Raw genomic sequence first — 19,917 nt, 5'->3', positions numbered from 1 at the left:
AAGTTCATCTTGCTGTAGGGGTTCGTTCATCGACCGGGTCGTACGGTGACGACATGCGCGACGCGTACCATGAAGAACTTGACGCACTGACTGACAAGCTGGTCGAGATGACCCGCCTTGTCCGCTCAGCCATCTCCCGTGCCACCACCTCTCTCCTCGACGCGGACCTGCAGCTCGCCGAGAGCGTCATCTCCCGCGACGAGGAGGTGAACGCGGTGTTCGCCGACATCGAGGGGTCGATCTTCGAGCTGATGGCCCGCCAGCAGCCGGTCGCGGTGGACCTGAGGATGGTCATCACCGCGCTGCGCATGGGCACCGACCTGGAGCGCATGGGCGACCTCGCGGTGCACGTCGCCAAGGTGGCCCGCCTGCGCCACCCCGACTCCGCCATCCCGCCGGAGCTGCGCTCCACCATCCTGGAGATGGGCCAGATCGCCGAGAACCTGGTCACCAAGGCCGGGAGCTGCGTGGCGTCGCGTGACGTGGAGTCGGCGATGGAGCTGGAGCAGGATGACGACGCCATGGACCGCCTGCATCGCAGGCTGTTCAGGAAGATCCTGGCCAAGGACTGGCCGCACGGGGTGGAACCGGCGATCGACATCACGTTGGTGGGGCGTTACTACGAGCGGTATGCGGACCATGCGGTACGGGTGGCGCAGGACGTGGTGTACCTGGTCACCGGCGCTCGCCCAAGCTAACAGGCCCGCATCCCGGCGTCCCGGGAACGGCCGCGGCCCTCACCTCTCTCGCGCGCGCCGCTTGACGACGTACGGCAGCACGAACAGGAACAGGCCCGTGACCAGCTGCAGCACGAGCGGGGCCAGCGGCAGGTAGAACACCCACAGGGGCGGCTCCTCCTGCGACACGGCGACGACGCACCCGAGCACGGTCACCGTGAAGACGACGGACAGCCAGCGGTGGCCCTGCCGCATCCACTTGCTCCAGTTCATGGGACCTCCTTCGAAGACGGGCCGCCTCCAAAGCCCGGCAACTGCCGGGCGGGGACGAGGCGACGACCGGGCTCCGCGCCGCACAGGCGGCGCGGTCGCCGTATTTCGGGTGTTTGCGTGGAAAGCAGGCTCAGCGGGCTTGCTGAATGCGGATCAGGTTCCCGGCGGGATCCCGCACAGCGCAGTCCCTGACCCCGAACGGCTGGTCGATGGGCTCCTGCACGATCTCGGCATCGCCGGCCTGCAACCGGTCGAAGACGCTGTCGACGTCGGGAGTGGACAGCAGGATGCCGGCATACGTGCCCTTGGCCATCATTTCGGCGATGACGCGCCGCTCGTCCTCCGTGACGCCGGGATCCACCGCCGGCGGCTGCAGGACGATGGACGTGCCGGGCTGCCCGGCGGGGCCGACCGTGATCCAGCGCATCCCGTCGTACCCGACGTCGTCGCGCACCTCGAAACCGAGCACGTCACGGTAGAAGGCAAGGGAGGCGTCAGGGTCGTCGTGCGGCAGGAAACTCGAAGAGATGGAGATGTCCATGGCCGTCACGCTAAAGAGGTTCTCGGGGCCCCGCTTCTCGATTCCTGACCGATGGACGGCCCTCGTCGTCCAGGATGGTACAGAGACGCTCAGCGACGGGCGCGTCCGCAGCGGCGGTCACAGGGAGAATTCATGTCGGAGAAGCGCGAAACGGCGGCAGGCCGTTGTCTCGTCTGCAAGCGGGAATTCACCTTTGATCCGGGAGAGGTCACGACCATTCTCATCGATCCGGAAACCGGTATCCCGCCGGGATTCACCGTGCTGGGCACCCTGCGCCCGGCCACGCCGGAAGCAGTGGCCCGATCCACGGACCAGCCGGTGTGCCCGGACTGCGAGGAGAAGGCGGCGAAATACAGCGAAGCGCTGAGCCCTCCGCCTCCCCACTGGGAAAGCTGGCGACCACCCGAGATCTAGACAGTGACTCATTCGGTGAGTCGGCGGAAGCAGATGAGCGCGGCGCCGATGGCGACGAAGGATGCGAAGTGGTCCGCCCGGCGTTCGTAACGCCGAGGTAAGCGGCGGCAGCCGGTCAGCCAGGAGAACGGTGCGCTCCACCACCCCAGCGATGGCGTTCCCAGCCGCCGGCCGGACTCGACTCCCTTGCGCGCCCTCGTGGGTGTCGCCAGATGAGACATCACCCCCTTGTGGCCCACACGCCGGCCCGCGACCAGATCAGAAAGCGACCGCTTCATCAGGCGTGTTCTGTGTGCCGCCGCCCCGCGGACGCACCCCCGCCGGCGGCGACGACGAGGCGGGCCATCTCCCAGGACCCGTCCGGGGACGATTCACTCGCACCTTCTCCTTCCCGCGCCCTATCCACCACATGGGACAACGCTCTTGATCAGCGCAAAGCGCTCCGCGCTTCGCTGAATTTGTGCACAGGCTGTGGACCTGGCCCTAACATCTCCTTCGGACAGACCGGTTGTGCCGGGCTGGGCGAAGGCGGGCCCTTCGCCCAGCCCGAACGGCCCAGTTCCGCGCCGCCGGCAGGGCCGCGGCGCGATGACCGTCTTGTGGACAGGCCGGGTCACGCGGTAGAAACGTCCGAACCCATTCTTCAGGACCTGATATAAGCCTGGCCCAACCGAGAGAGCGCTCTCTCGGTGGGCCATGGCGATGTCCAGAGCACTGCGTACCCGCGCAGTGGAAGGGACGGACCGCATGACGACGACCCAGCCTCCCCGCGGCCGGGCGCCGCGATTCGGCCTCGTGCTCACGACCGCCCTGTTGACCGCCGCCGCCACGACCACCGTCTTGTCCACACCGGCCACCGCCACCCCCAGCCTGGGGCCGAACGTCACCGTCTTCGACCCGAGCATGCCGGTCGGCGACATCCAGGCCACCCTCGACGCCGCCCACGCCGCCCAGGTGAACGACGAGATGGGTACCAACCGCCACGCCTATCTCTTCAAGCCCGGCACGTACGGCACCGCCGAGCAGCCGCTGCAGATCAAGGTCGGCTACTACACGGAGATCGCCGGCCTGGGCGCCTCCCCCACCGACGTCGTCATCAACGGCAAGGTCGAGGTCTACAACCGCTGCCTGGCGGACGGCGGCACCAGCAACTGCCTCGCGCTCGTCAACTTCTGGCGCACGCTGTCCAACCTGTCGATCAACATCAACGCCGCCGGCCAGGACGGCTGCAGGTCCTCGGCGAACTTCTGGGCCGTCTCCCAGGCGGTCTCCCTGCGCCGGCTCAACGTCACCGGCGGCACCTTCTCGCTGATGGACTACTGCACCGCCGGCCCCCAGTACGCCAGCGGCGGCTTCATCGCCGACTCCAGACTGCCGTCCGTCACGAACGGCTCCCAGCAGCAGTGGCTGACCCGCAACAGCGAGGTCGCCGGCTGGTCGAACGGCGTGTGGAACCAGGTCTTCTCGGGCGTCGTCGGCGCCCCGGCCGAGACCGGCTTCCCGAACCCGCCGTACACCACGCTCGACACCACCCCCGTCAGCCGCGAGAAGCCCTACCTGTACACCGACGCCAGGGGCAGGTACAACGTCCGCGTGCCCGCCGCCAGGCGGAACACCAGCGGCGTCTCGTGGGGCGCCGGCCTGACGCCCGGCCGCACGCTGCCGCTCACCGACTTCTACGTCGCCAAGCCGTCGGACTCCGTGCAGGACATCAACCGCCACCTCGCCCGCGGCAAGCACCTGCTGCTCACCCCCGGCGTGTACGACATCGCGCGCAGCATCGAGGTCAAGCGGCCCGACACGGTCGTCCTCGGCCTCGGGCACGCCACGCTCACCGCCACCCACGGCTCGACCCCGCTCGACGTGGCCGACGTTTCTGGCGTGGTCGTCGCGGGCGTCACCATCGACGCCGGCACGGAGCAGTCGCCGGTGCTGCTGCGCGTGGGCAAGCGGCACGGCGCCCGCCCGAGCCGCCCGGACAACCCGACGACCCTGTCCGACGTGTACTTCCGGGTCGGCGGGCCGCACATCGGCAAGACCGACGTCGCGCTGGAGGTCAACAGCGATCACGTGCTCATCGACCACACGTGGGTGTGGCGGGCCGACCACGGCATCGAGGGCCTCAACGACACCCAACGCTGGAACACCAACCTGGGCCGCAACGGCGCCGTCATCAACGGCGACCACGTGACCGCGACGGGGCTGTTCGTCGAGCACTTCCAGCAGTACAACACGATCTGGAACGGGGACGACGGGACCACGATCCTTTACCAGAACGAACTGCCGTACGATCCGCCGACGCAGGCCGACTGGATGAACGGGGCCGTGGAGGGGTGGGCCGGGTACAAGGTGGGCGATCGGGTCCGGAGGCATCGCCTTTATGGGGGTGGGGTGTACGTCTTCAACCAGAACAATCCGGAGATCCATACGGAGAACGGCTTCGAGGTGCCGGCGGCTCCTGGGGTGCGGCTGCATCACATCATGACCGTCAACCTCAGTGCCGGGGTCATCGATCATGTTGTGAACGGTGTCGGTGATGCGGCTGACACCACCAAGGTGGGGGCGCCCGTGTACATCACGGACTATCCGGCTCCGTAGGCGCCTGTGGGGTCGCGCCCGTCCGGGTGGGGCCGGCCCCACAACGGCCTGACGAGGCGCAGGTCCACGACGCCGCACTCGGGGAAAGACGCCGCACGCCGAAAGACATCCCATTCCAAGAACACGCCCATTCCGGGGCAGAGTCGTGCCCCGGAAAAGCGATGGACAGCCTCGATAGCGTGCTTGACATGGAGAACATCGACGTCGAACAGTTCGCTGGCGACGGGTTCGCCAAGCTCGAAGGCCTCGTGCCGCGCGAAGTCGGCGACGCGGCCAGGGCGCTGCTGTGGCAGCGGATCGGTCTGTCGCCGGACGACCCCTCGGGATGGACGCAGCCGGTGGTGTGGACGGCCGACCTGACCGGTGAGGGCCCGTTCGGGCAGTTCATGGCCAGCCCCAAGCTGCACGCTGCGCTCGACGCCGTCGCCGGCCAGGGCGGGTGGCATCCGCGCGCCGCCGTCGGCAACATCCCGGTCCGCTTCCCCCGGGTGCCTCCGGCCGACGACCGGGGGTGGCACGTGGACTCCAACACCATGCGTGCCGACGGCACCTGGGGAGTGAGCTCGCGACCCGTCACCCTCCTGCTCCTCGTGCTGTTCTCGGAGGTCGGCCAGGACGACGCACCGACCCGCATCCGGGTGGGCTCCCACCGGGACATGGCGCAGGTGCTGGACGAGGAGGTGCGCGACCCCATGCGCATGGGCCCCGTCTTCGACGACGCGGGCCGTGACCGGCCGGTGGCGCTGGCCACGGGCAGCCCGGGGGACGCCTACCTGGTGCACCCGTTCGCCGTGCACGCCGCTCAGGAGCACTGCGGGACCGAGCCGCGCTTCATGGCGCAGATGCCGGTCGTGCTGACCAAGCCGCTGGCCCCGGGAGACGGCACTCCGCTCGCCCGCGCCATCGGCTGGTGAGGCGCCAGTCGCCCATGCCATCGGCTGGTGTGGCGCCACCCGCCTGCGCGAGCGGCCGGTGACGTCGGAGGCCGGGACGTCCGAGGCCCCGCTCGTCACGTGAGTCCCTCGGGGCCGCCGCGCCAGGACGGGAACGGTCGCAGGCCGGTGGCCGCGTCGTAGGCGGCGGTGGACAGCAGGCGGGTCGAGTCGAGGGTGGGGAGAGGGGAGTGCTCGGGCTTGATCAGGAGGGGGATCTCGGTGCAGACCAAGGCCACCGCGTCGCACCCCCGGGCCGCCAGCTTCTCGATGACCTTGACGTAGGCGGCGCGTGAGGCGTCGGTGAACACGCCGTTGACCAGCTCGGTGAAGATGATCTCGTTGATCACCTCACGGTCCTCGGCGGCCGGGACTTCGGCGGTGATGGCGCGGGAGCCGAGTGCGCGCGGGTATACCGTGCCCTCCATCGTGTAGGAGGTGCCCAGCACGCCCACGCGGGTGCGGCCGTCGCGGGCGGCCTGCTCGGCGACCACCTCGGCGATGTGCAGGCCGGGGAGGGCCAGGGGCGGGCCAGGGCGTTCGAGGGCCAGGTGGGCGGTGTTGTCCGGGCAGATGAAGAAGTCGGCGCCCGCTCGGGCCAGCCGGGTCACGCTGGTGGCGAGGGTCGCGCGTACGGCGTCGTGGTCGCCCGCGTCCCAGGCGGGCATGCTGCGGCCGAAGGGGATGTAGTCGAGGGTCACGTCGGGGTGGTCGTGCTCGCCCCGGCGCTGGAAGCCCTCCTGGCAGAAGGACAGGAAGCTGAGGGCCGCGCCTTCGGTGCTGTGCGCGAGGATGCCGAGATGTCGCATCGGGAGCCTGTCGGGGTCAGGGGTGACCTGGCCGGCCTTGGTGGTGGGTGGGTGGTGCATCGGGCCCCCGTTCGACATGTCGGAACGCTTGGCCGTTATAGTGGTACGGGCTTTGGGGTTCGTCAAATCGAACGGGTGGGAGTGTGAAACGAACGGTGGCGGATGAGAGACCTCCCTTCGAGCAGGTGGCCGCGAACATCAGGCGTGAGCGTGAGCGGGCGCGGATGTCGCTGACGGAGCTCGCCAGGCGGTCGGGGCTGGCCAAGTCCACGCTGTCCCAGCTCGAAGCGGGCACCGGGAATCCGAGCCTGGAGACGCTCTGGGCGCTCGGGGTCGCGCTCGGCGTGCCGTTCAGCCGGCTGGTCGATCCGCCGCGTCCGGCGGTGCGGCTGGTGCGTGCCGGGGAGGGGCCGGCGGCGCGGTCCGGGCAGGCCAGCTACACCGCGACGCTGCTCGCCGCCAGTCCGCCGGGGGCTCGGCGCGATCTCTACAGGATCGAGGCGGAGCCGGGCGAGTCGCGGCGCTCGGAGCCGCACCTGGCGGGCACCGTCGAGCATCTCGTGATCGGGGCCGGGCGGGCGCTGGCGGGGCCGGTGGACGAGCCGGTCGAGCTGGGGCCCGGCGACTATCTGTCGTATCCGGGCGACGCGCCGCACGTCTTCACCGCGCTCGAAGCCGCCACGAGCGGGGTGATCGTGATGGAGCAGCTCTGAGACCTGGCGGGGTGGGGGCGGTGGCCCCACCCCGGCATGGGCGGGAAGCGGTCAGCGGCCCTGGTTGGCGACGGCTTCGATGGCGGCCTTGGCGGCCTCCGGGTCCAGGTACTTGCCGCCGCGGACCGTCGGGCGGTAGTCGGCGTCGAGGTCGTACAGGAGGGGGATGCCCGTCGGGATGTTGAGGCCGGCGATCTCCTCTTCGCCGATGCCGTCCAGGTGCTTGACCAGGGCGCGCAGGGAGTTGCCGTGGGCGGCGACGAGGACGGTGCGGCCGGCGGCCAGGTCGGGGACGATCTCGTCGTACCAGTACGGGAGCATGCGGTCCACCACGTCCTTGAGGCACTCCGTGCGGGGCATGAGCTCCGGCGGGAGGAGGGCGTAGCGGGCGTCGCCGGCCTGGGAGTACTCGTCGTCGTCGGCGATGGGGGGCGGCGGGACGTCGTACGAGCGGCGCCACAGCATGAACTGCTCCTCGCCGAACTCCTCCCGCGTCTGCGCCTTGTTCTTGCCCTGGAGCGCGCCGTAGTGGCGCTCGTTGAGCCGCCAGCTGCGCTTCACCGGGAGCCAGAGCAGGTCGGCCTCTCCCAGCGCCAGCTGGGCCGTCTGGATGGCCCTGGTCAGGAGGCTGGTGTGGACGACGTCCGGGCGCAGCCCGGCTTCCTGGAGGAGCTTGCCGCCGCGGCGGGCTTCGTCCTCGCCCTTGGCCGAGAGGCTCACGTCCACCCAGCCGGTGAACAGGCCCTTCGCGTTCCAGTCACTCTCGCCGTGCCTTAGCAGCACCAAAGTCGCCATGGGGCCAATCCTATGGTTTGCGGAAGTGCGGCAGGGTTGAGGGCCGCGCACTGTCAGGAGAGCGCCGGTCTCACCGGTCCGGGTCGGCGAAGCGGGCGAAGGCCTGGAGGTTGGCGAGGGACTCGCCGCGCTTGGCCCGCCAGGCCCACTCCCGCCGGATCGAGGAAGCGAAGCCCAGCTCCAGGGCCCGGTCGAACCACTCGTCCGAGTACGTCAGCACGCACCCCAGCAGCCGGTCCACCTCCTCCTCCGTCACCGCGGCCAGCGGCGTCCGCCCGACCAGGTAGACGTCGCCCACGGGGTCGAGGGAGAAGTGCACCCCGTACATGGAGCCGTTCTTGCCCAGCAGCCACCGGTAGAACTCGGTGTGGTTCTCGTCGGGCTGGCGGCAGAAGAAGGCCTCGATGTGCAGCACCCGCTCCCCCACGATCAGCCACGTCATGGTGGCGAGCTTGTGCTGTCCGGGCAGTTTGGCCAGGAACGCTCCCGGCCGCGGCTCGTCGTAGGAGACGTCCGCGGCCTTGAGCGCGGCTTCGACGACATCGCGCATGCCGTCCAGAATAAAAGTCAGGAGACGGCCACGGGCATCTGGTGCATGTGGGCGAGGGCGCCGGCGTACACCTCCATGAGCCGGGAGGCGGTGGCCTGCCAGCCGAAGGCGGCCGCGTGGGCGCGGGCGCCCTGGGAGAGCTGGTCGCGCCAGCGGGGGGCGGCGACGAAGCGGCGCAGCGCCTGCGCCCAGGCGGCCGGGTCGTGGCCGTCCACGAGCAGGCCGGAGATCCCGTCGCGGACGGCGGTGCGCAGGCCGCCGACCGCGGCGGCGGCGACCGGGGTGCCGCAGGCCTGGGACTCCAGGGCCACGAGGCCGAACGACTCGCTGTAGGAGGGGACGACGGTGACGTCCGCGGCCCGGTACCAGTCGGCCAGCTCCTCCTGCGGCGCCGGAGGTACGAGGCGGACGACGTCCGAGATGCCCAGCTCGGCGGCCAGATCCGTGAGCAGGGAGGGGCGCGCCAGGCCGTTGCCGGAGGGGCCGCCCACGCAGGCGACGACGAGGCGCGAGCGCAGCGAGGGGTCGTCGATGAGCATCCTGGAGGCGGCGCGGAGCAGCACGTCGGGGGCCTTGAGCGGCTGGATGCGGCCGACGAACAGCAGGACGTGGGCGTCCTGGGGTAGCCCGAGCCGGTGGCGGGCGGCGCCCTGGGAGGCGGGCTGGAAGCGGGTGAGGTTCACGCCGGGGTTGACGACGGCGACGCGCTGCTGGGGAGCGCCGTAGAGGTCGATCAGCTCGCGGGCCTCGTCGGTGGTGTTGGCGACGAGGCGGTCGGCGATCTCGACGACCTGCTGCTCGCCGACCACGCGCGCCTGAGGCTCCGGCTTGTCGCCCTGGGCGAGCAGGAGGTTCTTGACCTTGGCCATGGTGTGCATGGTGTGCACGAGGGGCACGCCCCAGCGTTCCTTGGCCAGCCAGCCGACCTGGCCGGACAGCCAGTAGTGGGAGTGGATGACGTCGTAGCGGCCCGGGTCGTACATGGCCTCCGTGCGCAGCACCTCGGACAGGAACGCGCAGAGCTGGGCGGGCAGGTCGGCGCGGTCCATCTCCTCGTACGGCCCGGCGGTGAGGTGCCGGACGAGGACGCCGGGGGCGAGCTCGGCCACGGGTGGCAGGTCGCGGGCGGTGGCCCTGGTGAAGATCTCCACCTCCACCCCGAGCTGGGCCAGTCGTCTGGCGGACTCGACGATGTACACGTTCATGCCACCGGCGTCGCCCGTCCCGGGCTGGTCCAGCGGCGATGTGTGCATGCTGATGGTCGCGACCCGGCTGACCCGTCGTCGCCTCACCCGACTTCACCTCCGAAGTGCCTCACTCGACACCACCTCCAGACGGTGTACAACTCTCCCGAATTTTTCGACATTCCCGACAGATGGTCACAACTAGGCGTCCAGAGGTGACCTCCTAGGATGAGGAGCATGCGGAAGACGGCTGTGGTGACCGGTGCGAGCAGCGGGATCGGAGAGGCGACCGCGCGGCGCCTCGCCGCCGAGGGATACGACGTGGTCGCGGGCGCGCGGCGGCGCGACCGGCTCGACAAGCTGGCCGCCGAGGTGCCCTCGATCAGGCCGGTGACGTTGGATGTGACCTCTCAGGAGTCGGTGGACGCGCTGGCGGCCGGCCTGGAGCGCTGTGACGTGCTGGTCAACAACGCCGGTGGCGCGTTCGGCCTGGAGCAGGTGGCCGAGGCCCGGTTGGACGACTGGCAGCGGATGTACGACGTCAATGTGCTCGGTTCCCTACGCATGACCCAGGCGCTGATCCCCAAACTCGTCGAGTCGGGCGACGGCGTGCTGGTGATGCTCACCTCCACGGCCGGGCACGGCGCGTACGAGGGCGGCGGCGGTTACGTCGCGGCCAAGCACGCCCAGCGGACCATGGCCGAGACCCTGCGCCTGGAGCTGGTGGGGCAGCCGGTGCGGATCGTCGAGATCGCACCCGGGATGGTGCAGACCGAGGGGTTCGCGGTCACCCGGTTCAGGGGTGACCAGGAGGCCGCGGCCCGCGTGTACGAGGGCGTGCCGGGCCCGCTCACCGGCGACGACATCGCCGACGCGATCGCCTGGGCCGTGACCCGCCCCGCGCACGTGAACATCGACCGCCTGGTCATCCGCCCCCGCGCCCAGGCCGCACAGCACAAGGTGCACCGCGTCAGTGGCTAGACCGGTCGGGACGATCACCCGGGGCACGACCGGCCACAACCGGCTGCGGCGCTGCGACCGCTGGATCGCGGCGGTGCACGGCCCGCTGCTGCGCGGCGCGGCCGGCGGCCGACCGCTGGTGGTGGACCTCGGGTACGGCGCCTCGCACACCACGACGCTGGAGCTGTTCACCCGGTTGCGCCGGGTGGCGCCGGGCGTGGAGGTGGTGGGCGTCGAGATCGACCCGGCCAGGGTGGCGCTGGCCAAGCCGTACGAGCGGGAGGGGCTGAGCTTCCGGCTGGGCGGCTTCGAGCTGCCCGTCCCGCGTCCGCCGACGCTGGTGCGCGCGTTCAACGTGCTGCGGCAGTACGGCGAGGACGAGGCGTGGCGGTACTGGGGCGTGCTGACCGGCAAGCTGGCCCCGCACGGCGTCCTGGTCGAGGGCACCTGCTCGGAGAACGGCCGGCGGGCGGTCTGGGTGGGGCTCTCCCCCGGCGGCCCGCGCACGATCACGTTCGCGGCCCGCTTCGACGCGTTCGAGCGGCCGTCCGATCTTGCTGACCGGCTGCCGAAGACGCTCATCCACCGGAACGTTCCGGGTGAGCGGATCCATGCTTTTCTGAGCGACTTCGACCGGGCCTGGGCGGTCAGCGCCCCGTACGGTGCCCACGGGCGGCGGCAGCGCTGGCTGGCCGCGATCGACGTGCTCTCCAGGTCCTGGCCGGTCGCGGCCCGTCCGCCGCTGGGCGGTCCGGCCCGGTGGCGGCTCGGCGAGCTGACTCTGCCGTGGACTGCCGTCGATCCCCAGTAAATGGTCTATTTCGCACAGTCGATCTGCGTTATATGGTCACAGTGCGATCCAAGTCGTTCAAGTTCGGTCGCAACCTGTCGGGGGAAGTCAGGCACGGTCCTCGTCAAGGAGCCGAGATGAGCAGATTCTCAGGCTGGGCCCGCCGCCTCACCGCGGTGCTGGTCCTCTCAGGAGCAGTCGTCGCCTTACCCGTGCAGGAGGCGCTGGCCGCGCCCCCGCTCACCACCCCGTGGACCGCCGAGGTCACCCCGGACAACGCCCTGCCGGAGTATCCGCGGCCCCAGCTCGTCCGCTCCGAATGGCAGAACCTCAACGGCCTGTGGCAGTTCGCCGCGACCGGCTCCATCACCACGCCTCCGACCGGCCAGAACCTCGCCGAGCAGGTGCTCGTCCCCTACCCGATCGAATCCGGTCTCTCGCGGATCCAGCGGCATGAGGACCGCATGTGGTACCGCAGGACGTTCACCGTGCCCGCCGGCTGGTCGGGACGGCGCGTCCGGCTCAACTTCGGCGCCGTGAGCTGGGAGACCAGGGTCTGGGTGAACGGCACCCCGGTCGGCACCCACACCGGCGGTTACGACCCGTTCAGCCTCGACATCACCTCCGCGCTGCGCGCCGGCGCCAACGAGCTGATCGTCGGCGTGTACGCCCCCGTGGACGCCACCGGAGCCCCCATCGGCAAGCAGCGCCGCTCACCCGGCGGCATCTTCTACACCGCGCACTCCGGCATCTGGCAGACCGTGTGGCTGGAGCCGGTCAACGCCGCGAGCATCACCCGCCTCGACACCACCCCCGACCTCGCCACCGGCCGGCTCGACCTGGTCGTGCAGGCGGCCGGCGCCTCCGGGCAGCAGGTACGGGCCGAGGTCATGACGGGCGGCACCGTGGTCGGCACGGCCACCGGCGTGATCGGCGCGCACCTGCGGGTGCCGGTGCCGAACGCCCGCCTGTGGACCCCTGACGACCCCTTCCTGTACGACCTGCGCGTCACGCTGACCGGCACCGGCGGCGGCGACGTCGTGACGGGCTACTTCGGCATGCGGTCGGTCGGCAAGGCCATGGCCGGCGGCGTGCTGCGCCCGACGCTGAACGGCCGGTTCGTCTACCAGCTCGGCACCCTCGACCAGGGCTACTGGCCCGACGGCATCTCCACCGCCCCCACCGACGCGGCCCTGCGCTTCGACCTGGAGCAGCAGAAGGCACTCGGCTTCAACACCGTGCGCAAGCACGTCAAGGTCGAGCCCGCCCGCTGGTACTACTGGGCCGACCGGCTCGGGCTGATGGTCTGGCAGGACATGCCGTCGATGCGCACCGGCGTCAGCCCGTCGGCCGCCGACCGGGCGAACTTCGAGAGCGAGCTGCGCCGCATGGTGGACCACCTGCGCGGGATCACCTCGATCGTGCAGTGGGTGCCGTTCAACGAGGGCTGGGGCGAGTACGACCCCGCCCGCATCGCCGACCTGGTCAAGAGCTGGGATCCCAGCCGCCTGGTCAACAACAACTCCGGCTCCAACTGCTGCGGCTTCGACGGCGGCAACGGCGACGTGGTGGACGACCACATCTACGTCGGCCCCGGCACGCCGCAGCGGCCCAGCGCCACCAGGGTGGCCGTGCTCGGCGAGTTCGGCGGCCTCGGTCTGCTCAGCCCCGGCCACCAGTGGCCCGGCACCGGCTTCGCGTACGAGATGACCACGAACGCGACCGCGCTGACCGACCGCTACGTCTCGATCAACGACCAGCTCAAGCCCCTCATCAGGGACAACGGCCTGTCCGCGTCGATCTACACCCAGCCCACGGACGTCGAGAACGAGGTCAACGGCCTGTGGACGTACGACCGCCGGGTGCTCAAGGTCAACGCCGAGCGCGTACGCACCGTCAACCGCTCGGTCCTGCAATCCGCGACCGGCCTGACGGCGGGCGGCCTCCTCTCGCTGCGCGTCACCACCGCCGGCCACACCGACCGCTTCCTGCGCCACCAGGACGGCCTGGCCCGCACGGACGTGATCACCGCCGCAGACGCGGACGGCCTGAAGCAGGACGCCACGTTCTGGGCGCGGCCCGGCCTGGCGAACGCCACCTGCTTCTCCTTCGAGTCACGCAACTTCCCCGGCCACTACCTGCGGCACTCCGGCTCCCGGGTACGCAAGGACGCGCGTGACGGCACGGCCCTGTTCGACCAGGACGCCACGTTCTGCGCCCGCGCGCCCCAGGCGGGGACCGGTGTGTCGCTGGAGTCGCTGAACCAGCCCGGCTCCTACCTGCGCCACTACAACGAGGCCGTGCACATCGCCCGCAGCGGCGGCCCCAACCCCTGGGACACCCCCGCCTCCTTCGCCGCCGACGTCACCTGGCTGCCCGTCACGCCGTGGTGGCGCAGCGGCGCCAGCCTGACCGTGGGGGCGGCCCAGTCGCTGCGGGTGACCACCCCCGGCTACACCGACCGGTACCTGCGGCACCAGGACGCGCTGGCGCGCACCGACGTGGTGAGCGCCGCCAGCACGCCGCTGCTCAAGCAGGACGCCACGTTCTACGTGCGGCGGGGGCTGGCGGAGGGGAGTTGCTACTCCTTCGAGTCGCGCAACTTCCCGGGCCGTTATCTGCGGCACGCCGATTTCCGGGTACGCAACGACGTGCGTGACGGCACGGCGCTGTTCGACCAGGACGCCACGTTCTGCGCCCAGCCGGCCGGGGCAGGGGGGAGCGGGGTGGCGCTGGCCTCGTACAACATCGCGGGGCATCACGTCAGGCACTTCGCGGAGGCGGTGTACATCGCGGTGGCGGGTGGGGGGCATGCCTTTGATGCGCAGGCGAGCTACGACCAGGACGTGACGTGGGCCGTCGCACCGCCCTGGGCGCCGTGACCGCGTAGCCGTCGTGGTCGACATGGCATCGTGGCCGTCGTGACGTCGCCGCCGTCGCCGCCGTCGTGGCGTCGTGGCGTCGTGGGCGTCGTGGCGTCGTGGCGTCGTGACTAGAGGCGCGCCTCGAAGGCGGCGTACGCCGGGGCGTCGAACAGGACGAACCGCACCTCGTCCACCCGGGTGTCCGCCGCCTGGACCGCCTCCACGGCGATCCGGGCGGCGTCGTCCACGGGCCAGCCGTAGATGCCGGTGGAGATCGCGGGAAAGGCCACCGACGCGGCGCCCAGCGTGTCGGCCACACGCAGCGACTCGCGGTAGCAGGAGGCCAGCAGGTCCGACCGGTCCTGCGAGGCGGAGTGCACGGGGCCGACCGTGTGGATGACCCAGCGGGCGGGCAGCCGCCCGGCGGTCGTGGCCACGGCCTGACCGGTCGGCAGGCCCTTGCCGTAGTGGCCCGCGCGCAGCCTCCTGCACTCCTCCAGGATCTCGGGGCCGCCCCGGCGGTGGATGGCGCCGTCGACGCCGCCGCCGCCCATGAGGGAGGAGTTGGCGGCGTTGACGACGGCATCGACCCGCTGCTCGGTGATGTCGCCCTGGACCAGCGTCAGCTTCACCTCACCCAGCATGCCAGCCATGGGCGGCCGCTCCTCACTTCCCGGTCAGGCATTGGGTGATGACCGAGACGTCGTCCCCCTTGGCGCCGTGGTTGGTGAACATCATCTGCCAGGTGTTGGCGGTGGCGAGGCTCTCGACGATCGAGGCGTGCACGTGCGTTCCGTGCCAGTCGTAGCCTCCGCTGATCGGGACGCTGCCTGCCGGACACGCCCCGCCGGTCACCCGGACGGACTGGTGCGGATGCACGTACACCGCCTTGCCCCGCTTGGCCGTGGTCTTCAGTGTCGGCAGCGGCCCCTGCGGACCGACCGGCCCCTTGTCCCCCTTCGGGCCCTGAGGCCCGATCTTTCCTTGGGGTCCGATGGGGCCGGTCTTCCCCACCGGACCCATCGGGCCCTTCGGCCCTGCCGGCCCTTGCTTGCCGATGGGGCCTGCCGCTCCTGTCTCTCCCCTGGGGCCATGCGGCCCTGCTACGCCTCTGGGACCCGTCGCACCCGTCTTCCCTGTCGGGCCCGCGGGCCCGGTTCGCCCGATCGGCCCCGCCTCGCCCCTGGCGCCTACGGGACCTGTTCTTCCGATGGGTCCGGCCGGTCCCGTGGCGCCCTGCCGGCCCGCCGGGCCGGTCCTGCCCGTGGGGCCCACCGCCCCTCTGACACCGACCGGCCCGGCCGGGCCCGCGACGCCTCTGGCACCTGTCGCGCCGGTCCTGCCCGTCGGGCCCACCGCCCCTCTGACACCGACCGGCCCGGCCGGGCCCGCGACGCCTCTGGGACCTGTCGGGCCCCTCTCGCCGACAGAGCCGTTACGGCCGGGGATGCCCTGGGGACCGGGAGGGCCCTGGGCTCCTGGCACGCCCTGGAGACCTTGCGCGCCGTCACGACCGGGAGGTCCCTGCGGACCTGTGGCTCCGGGCGGGCCGGGGTCGCCTTTCGGCCCCGCGGCACCTATCGCGCCCGGGTCGCCCTTCAGCCCGGGAGGACCGGGATCACCTTTGGGGCCTGTGGCACCGATCGGACCCGGATCGCCCTTCAGGCCCGTCGCACCGGGCGGGCCAGGATCACCTTTGGGGCCGGCCGGACCGGTCGCACCAGGATCGCCCTTCAGGCCGGTCGCTCCAGGCGGGCCGGGATCGCCCTTGGCACCGGGGTCGCCCTTGGGGCCGGTCGCGCCCGTGTCCCCCTTCAGGCCCGTCGCTCCACGCGGGCCAGGATCACCCTTCGCGCCAGGATCGCCCTTCGGGCCGGTCGCGCCGGTCGCGCCCGTGTCTCCCTTCAGGCCCGTGGCTCCCTGCGGGCCGGGGTCGCCTTTCGGCCCCGTGGCGCCGACCGGACCGGGATCGCCCCTGCGGCCCGCCGGCCCCTGCTCGCCTCTGGCTCCGGGCGTGCCGGGCGGCCCCGGATCGCCCTTCACGCCGGGGTCTCCCTGCGCGCCTGTGTCCCCTTTCGCGCCGGGCGCGCCTTGAGGGCCGCGGTCGCCGTCACGTCCATGGGTGCCAGGCCGTCCCGGCGGCCCCGCCTGACCGGCAGGGCCGGTGACTCCCCTCGGCCCGGGGGGACCCGTTCTGCCGGGCGCACCCGGCCGTCCGGGCGGGCCCACCTTGCCGGGCGGGCCCATCTTGCCGGGCGGGCCCACCTTGCCGGGCGGGCCCACCTTGCCGGGCGGGCCCACCTTGCCGGGCGGACCGACCTTCCCAGGCGGGCCCATCTTGCCGGGCGGGCCGACCTTTCCAGGCGGCCCGGCCTTCCCGGGCGCACCGGTCTTTCCCGGCGGGCCTGTTTTCCCAGGCGGACCCACCTTGCCCGGAGGGCCTGCCGGCCCGCGCGCACCTCTCGGCCCCGGCTTGCCGGGATGCGGCGGATGCGGATGCGGATGTGCCGCTGCACCGCCCTCCGCGGGCTGCCCGACCGTGGCCGCCGCCGTACCGGACGCAGCCGCCGTACCGGACGCAGCCGTACCGGACGAGCGCGCCGGATCATCATGCGGCGTCAACAAGCGGACGGTCCCGCTCAACCCGCCCTTCGGCACAGCACGCCCCGGATCACGACGAGACGGCGCATCAAGGTAACCCCTGGACGTCCGCCCCGAAGACACCGAGCCAACCGGTCTCAACGCCGCATCAACGGCGACAACAGGTATAGCTATATGAATTCCGGTAATTCCCGCCGACAGCACAAGAGCCCGCGTCAGCGCGTTGATCCCCATGATGAACATGCTCACAACAGCGGCATAGAGGGACAACCGCGACGGTCTAGACCCAGCCTCAAGAAGCACTCAAGAAACGCCCGAAAACGCCGCCTTTATACAGCGCCACCGCAGCACCCCTTTACCCGCCCCCCAAAATCCCGCAAAAAATCTTAAGCCCGATAATTCTCACTAAATCGGACAGCAACCTCCCGGTGACACCATGCGATCCCCTGGACCCGTTTGCCAGCTCGACGCTCTGTAGAGCTACCCTGAAGGACGTGAAGGGTCTTGGCGAGCTCGAACGAAGCATCATGGACATCCTCTGGGCGGAGAGCAACGCGCTCACCGCCCGCGAGGTCGGCAGGTTGATCGCCGACCGCGACCTGGCCCCCACCACGGTCATGACCGTTCTCGACCGCCTCACCCGCAAGGGCTTCCTGGAGCGCACCCGCGACGGGCGCGCCTGGCGCTATCAACCGGCGGAAAGCCGCGACGCCTACATCGCTGAGCTTATGCTGGAGGCGTTGGACCTGACGGGCGACCGCTCGGCCGCCCTGACCCGCTTCGCCCAGGCCGTGTCGGGCACGGAGGCGGAGATTCTGCGCAGAGCCCTTACGGAGCTGGAGGAAGAGTGATCACGGCAGCGGCGCTGGCAGCGCTCGCCACGGCGTGCGCGGTTGGCTCCTGGCGTTTCACCACGGCCCGGTGGACCTCGCGCGCTCCCCGGCTGGCCATCATTCTCTGGCAGTCCCTCGGCGTGTGCTGGGGCCTGGCCACCACGGGCGCGATGCTCGCCTTCGCCGTGCAGCCGTACGACGTGGGGGTCCTGCCCGGCCTGTTCGCGTTCGCGCAGGGCCGGACGCCGCCGCAGGCGTGGGACGCGCTGCACGTGCTGGCCCTGATCGCGGGGCTCACCGCGCTGGCCGTGCTGGTCGCGGTGCTGCTCACCGCGGGCGTGCAGGCGTTGCGGGCCCGGCGCAGGCACCGCATGCTGCTGGCGCTGATCTCCCACGACGACCCGGGCGTGCCCGGCGTGCGGGTGCTGGCCCACCCCAGCGCCGCCGCCTACTGCGTGCCGGGGCTGCGCTCGCAGGTCGTGGTCAGCGAGGGCGCGCTCAAGCTGCTGTCGGAGGACGAGCTGGCCGCCGTGCTGGCGCACGAGGCCGCGCACGTCCGCGAGCGCCACGACCTGGTGCTGCTGCCGTTCGCCGCGCTGCGCAGGGCGCTGCCCTGGTCGAAGGTGGTGGCCGACGCCCAGGCGCAGGTCGAGCTGCTGGTCGAGATGGCGGCCGACGACCGGGCCCGCCGCTACTGCTCGCCGCGGCGGCTGGCGACGGCGCTGCTCAGGTTCGGCACGGCGGGTGCCATGCCGACGCCGCACGGCATGCTGGGGGTGCACGTCCACAACGTCATGGCCAGGGTCGACCGCCTGATCAAGCCGGCTCCCGAGCTGGCCGCTTCGGTGCGCTACGGGTTCGTCGCACTTTCTGTGACCTTGGTCACCGCCGCACCCTTCCTGTGGGTTATCCAGCTCTGATGCTTGCAGCTGTTAACCGTTCCGTTTGCAATTGCAAGCACCGCGGGGCAGACTACAGGCATGGCACTACCCAAAGTCGGCTCGATCGGTGAATACATCCGCGAGCAGCGGCAGCAGGCGAAGATCTCGCTGCGCCAGCTCGCCGCGGCGGCCGGGGTCTCCAACCCCTACCTGAGCCAGATCGAGCGCGGCCTGCGCAAGCCGAGCGCGGAGATCCTCAACCAGATCGCCAAAGGTCTGCGCATCTCCTCGCAGGCGCTCTACGTGCAGGCGGGCCTCATCGAGGACCGCGAGCCGCCCAGCGACGTGATCACCGCCATCAGGGCCGACCCGCTGCTCAGCGAACGGCAACGCCAGGTGCTGATCGACATCTACGAGTCGTTTCGCAAGGAGAAGCACGCCGAGGACGAGCAGACCTCCCAGAATGCCCGCCCCCGGAGTGACTCCGATTCGGACGACGAGCCGCTGCCCGAGGAGTTTCTCGCCGCTCTTGAGCCCTTCGCGGCGACCTCACGCAACGGCAACGTCACCCAGGAAACCAAGGAAGGTTAACCCATGACGCTCGCCACCGAGGTCAAGAAGCTCACCGAGTCCAAGCCGTTCTACGCGGTCGCCGGCGTCGGCGACTTCGCCGTCGAGAAGCTGCGCGAGCTGCCCGAGCAGCTGACCAGGCTGCAGTCGCGCCGCTCCGAGCTGACCAAGGACCTGCCGGTCAAGGCCCGCGAGTACGCCGACAAGGCCGAGGGCTTCGCCCGCGACCTGCCCGAGAAGGCCCGCGAGTACGCCGACCACCTCACCCTCAGGGCCACCGAGGTCTACGAGGACTTCGCCACGCGCGGCCGCAAGGTGGTCAGCAAGGCCACCGGCACCGCCGCCCTGGAGCTCGAAGAGGTCTCCGAGGCCGCCGAGCCGGCCGTCGCCGAGCCCGTCCAGCCGGTCAAGAAGACCCGTTCGGCCAAGGCGCAGGCCTGACCCAACCCCGGGCCCGTCTCCCGAAGAGGGAGACGGGCCTTTTCGTACGGGGTGCCCCTAGGCCGGGGGCGCCTATTAGGCTGAAGCCGTTTGCATCACGGCGTTGGGCGGAGACGACTACATGGACATGATCAACGGGGTCTTCAACCTCCTCTTCCTGGTGCTCGCCGTGGCCATTCTCGGCATGTCGATCTACGCGCTCGTGCACGCGCTCCGGGTGCCGGCCAACGCGTTCGTCTCGGCGGGCAAGCTGCAGAAGAACCTGTGGCTGCTGATCCTCGGCCTGGCCACGTTGTTCTCCGCCGCCGGGGCGTTGAGCTACTTCCAGGCCTTCATGGTGGTCGGCGGCGCCCAGTTCATCGGCATCGGCCTCGGGCTGTTCTCCATCGCGGCCGTCATCGCGGCCACGATCTACATCGTCGACGTCAAGCCCGCGGTCAAGGGCATGGGCGGCCGGGGCGGCAACAACGGCCCGTACGGCCCCTGGTAGA

At 70.9% G+C, this 19,917-nt stretch carries 21 protein-coding genes and 1 pseudogene; 13 read left to right on the top strand and 9 right to left on the bottom strand.

From position 1 onward, the window contains the following. Positions 1-53: 53 nt before the first annotated feature. Entirely contained in the window at positions 54-698 is a 645-nt protein-coding gene (gene phoU / locus LCN96_RS04080) for a phosphate signaling complex protein PhoU (protein WP_225271246.1), read from the top strand. A gap of 39 nt (positions 699-737) precedes the next feature. Here phoU and LCN96_RS04075 read toward each other — a convergent pair whose 3' ends face one another. Continuing rightward, positions 738-950, bottom strand: a complete 213-nt coding sequence (locus LCN96_RS04075) for a hypothetical protein (protein WP_225271245.1) — start codon at positions 948-950, stop codon at positions 738-740. A 130-nt stretch (positions 951-1,080) separates the two neighbouring features. Beyond that, the gene (locus LCN96_RS04070; protein WP_225271244.1) at positions 1,081-1,491 is read right to left on the bottom strand and encodes a VOC family protein; all 411 of its coding nucleotides are present in this window, start codon (positions 1,489-1,491) and stop codon (positions 1,081-1,083) included. Positions 1,492-1,623: 132 nt separating this feature from the next. Here LCN96_RS04070 and LCN96_RS04065 point away from each other — a divergent pair, with 132 nt between their 5' ends. Beyond that, on the top strand, positions 1,624-1,905 hold the full coding sequence (locus LCN96_RS04065; RefSeq protein WP_225271243.1) for a hypothetical protein: 282 nt from the start codon (positions 1,624-1,626) through the stop codon (positions 1,903-1,905). A gap of 8 nt (positions 1,906-1,913) precedes the next feature. Here LCN96_RS04065 and LCN96_RS57320 read toward each other — a convergent pair. Beyond that, positions 1,914-2,102: pseudogene (locus LCN96_RS57320) on the bottom strand (transposase); the annotation flags it as partial. Positions 2,103-2,652: 550 nt separating this feature from the next. On the opposite strand from LCN96_RS57320, the gene LCN96_RS04055 reads away from it, so the two are divergent. Next, positions 2,653-4,503: an adenylyl cyclase gene (locus tag LCN96_RS04055; protein ID WP_225271242.1), complete on the top strand. Its 1,851-nt coding sequence runs from the start codon at positions 2,653-2,655 to the stop codon at positions 4,501-4,503. 188 nt (positions 4,504-4,691) lie between these two features. Further along, the gene (locus LCN96_RS04050) at positions 4,692-5,417 is read left to right on the top strand and encodes a phytanoyl-CoA dioxygenase family protein (RefSeq protein ID WP_225271241.1); all 726 of its coding nucleotides are present in this window, start codon (positions 4,692-4,694) and stop codon (positions 5,415-5,417) included. A gap of 95 nt (positions 5,418-5,512) precedes the next feature. Here LCN96_RS04050 and LCN96_RS04045 read toward each other — a convergent pair whose 3' ends face one another. After that, positions 5,513-6,322, bottom strand: a complete 810-nt coding sequence (locus tag LCN96_RS04045; protein WP_225271240.1) for an aspartate/glutamate racemase family protein — start codon at positions 6,320-6,322, stop codon at positions 5,513-5,515. Between the two features lie 65 nt (positions 6,323-6,387). Between LCN96_RS04045 and LCN96_RS56420 the strand changes: the two genes are divergently transcribed. After that, positions 6,388-6,957: a helix-turn-helix domain-containing protein gene (locus LCN96_RS56420; RefSeq protein ID WP_263657436.1), complete on the top strand. Its 570-nt coding sequence runs from the start codon at positions 6,388-6,390 to the stop codon at positions 6,955-6,957. Positions 6,958-7,008: 51 nt separating this feature from the next. Here LCN96_RS56420 and LCN96_RS04035 read toward each other — a convergent pair whose 3' ends face one another. The 3 genes from LCN96_RS04035 to mshA all read right to left on the bottom strand — a co-directional run bounded on the left by LCN96_RS04035 (position 7,009) and on the right by mshA (position 9,594). Further along, positions 7,009-7,752 (bottom strand): phosphoglyceromutase, encoded by a 744-nt coding sequence (locus LCN96_RS04035; RefSeq protein ID WP_225271239.1) that lies wholly within the window; start codon positions 7,750-7,752, stop codon positions 7,009-7,011. A gap of 70 nt (positions 7,753-7,822) precedes the next feature. Continuing rightward, entirely contained in the window at positions 7,823-8,302 is a 480-nt protein-coding gene (locus tag LCN96_RS04030; RefSeq protein ID WP_225271238.1) for a type III secretion system chaperone family protein, read from the bottom strand. Positions 8,303-8,319: 17 nt separating this feature from the next. Next, positions 8,320-9,594, bottom strand: a complete 1,275-nt coding sequence (mshA, locus tag LCN96_RS04025) for a D-inositol-3-phosphate glycosyltransferase (RefSeq protein WP_225271237.1) — start codon at positions 9,592-9,594, stop codon at positions 8,320-8,322. 129 nt (positions 9,595-9,723) lie between these two features. Between mshA and LCN96_RS04020 the strand changes: the two genes are divergently transcribed. From LCN96_RS04020 to LCN96_RS04010, 3 genes are all read left to right on the top strand, one after another. Further along, complete coding sequence (locus tag LCN96_RS04020; protein WP_225271236.1) at positions 9,724-10,467, top strand: SDR family NAD(P)-dependent oxidoreductase; 744 nt, start codon at positions 9,724-9,726, stop codon at positions 10,465-10,467. Beyond that, complete coding sequence (locus tag LCN96_RS04015) at positions 10,460-11,257, top strand: class I SAM-dependent methyltransferase (RefSeq protein ID WP_225271235.1); 798 nt, start codon at positions 10,460-10,462, stop codon at positions 11,255-11,257. Before LCN96_RS04020 ends, LCN96_RS04015 begins: the two co-directional genes overlap by 8 nt. Positions 11,258-11,373: 116 nt before the next feature. Continuing rightward, entirely contained in the window at positions 11,374-14,118 is a 2,745-nt protein-coding gene (locus LCN96_RS04010) for an AbfB domain-containing protein (protein WP_225271234.1), read from the top strand. Positions 14,119-14,228: 110 nt separating this feature from the next. Here the strand turns inward: LCN96_RS04010 and LCN96_RS04005 are convergent, their stop codons facing one another. Together LCN96_RS04005 and LCN96_RS04000 are read right to left on the bottom strand one after the other, a co-directional pair. Further along, positions 14,229-14,732, bottom strand: a complete 504-nt coding sequence (locus LCN96_RS04005; protein WP_225275918.1) for an O-acetyl-ADP-ribose deacetylase — start codon at positions 14,730-14,732, stop codon at positions 14,229-14,231. 34 nt (positions 14,733-14,766) lie between these two features. After that, positions 14,767-15,123 (bottom strand): collagen-like protein, encoded by a 357-nt coding sequence (locus tag LCN96_RS04000; protein WP_225276301.1) that lies wholly within the window; start codon positions 15,121-15,123, stop codon positions 14,767-14,769. Positions 15,124-17,195: 2,072 nt separating this feature from the next. Between LCN96_RS04000 and LCN96_RS03990 the strand changes: the two genes are divergently transcribed. The 5 genes from LCN96_RS03990 to LCN96_RS03970 all read left to right on the top strand — a co-directional run bounded on the left by LCN96_RS03990 (position 17,196) and on the right by LCN96_RS03970 (position 19,916). Then, complete coding sequence (locus tag LCN96_RS03990) at positions 17,196-17,552, top strand: BlaI/MecI/CopY family transcriptional regulator (RefSeq protein WP_080043346.1); 357 nt, start codon at positions 17,196-17,198, stop codon at positions 17,550-17,552. Beyond that, positions 17,549-18,454 (top strand): M56 family metallopeptidase, encoded by a 906-nt coding sequence (locus tag LCN96_RS03985; protein WP_225271233.1) that lies wholly within the window; start codon positions 17,549-17,551, stop codon positions 18,452-18,454. Before LCN96_RS03990 ends, LCN96_RS03985 begins: the two co-directional genes overlap by 4 nt. A gap of 60 nt (positions 18,455-18,514) precedes the next feature. Beyond that, positions 18,515-19,006 carry a helix-turn-helix domain-containing protein gene (locus LCN96_RS03980; protein ID WP_225271232.1) on the top strand — a complete coding sequence of 164 codons (492 nt, stop codon included), beginning with the start codon at positions 18,515-18,517 and terminating at the stop codon, positions 19,004-19,006. 3 nt (positions 19,007-19,009) lie between these two features. Beyond that, complete coding sequence (locus tag LCN96_RS03975) at positions 19,010-19,426, top strand: hypothetical protein (RefSeq protein ID WP_225271231.1); 417 nt, start codon at positions 19,010-19,012, stop codon at positions 19,424-19,426. A 121-nt stretch (positions 19,427-19,547) separates the two neighbouring features. Next, on the top strand, positions 19,548-19,916 hold the full coding sequence (locus LCN96_RS03970; RefSeq protein WP_225271230.1) for a DUF2516 family protein: 369 nt from the start codon (positions 19,548-19,550) through the stop codon (positions 19,914-19,916). The last annotated feature ends 1 nt before the right edge of the window (position 19,917 follow it).

Source organism: Nonomuraea gerenzanensis (assembly GCF_020215645.1).
GTDB lineage: Bacteria > Actinomycetota > Actinomycetes > Streptosporangiales > Streptosporangiaceae > Nonomuraea > Nonomuraea gerenzanensis.
Note: the sequence above shows the minus strand (reverse complement) of the source record. Positions and strands in the feature narration are given on the sequence as shown.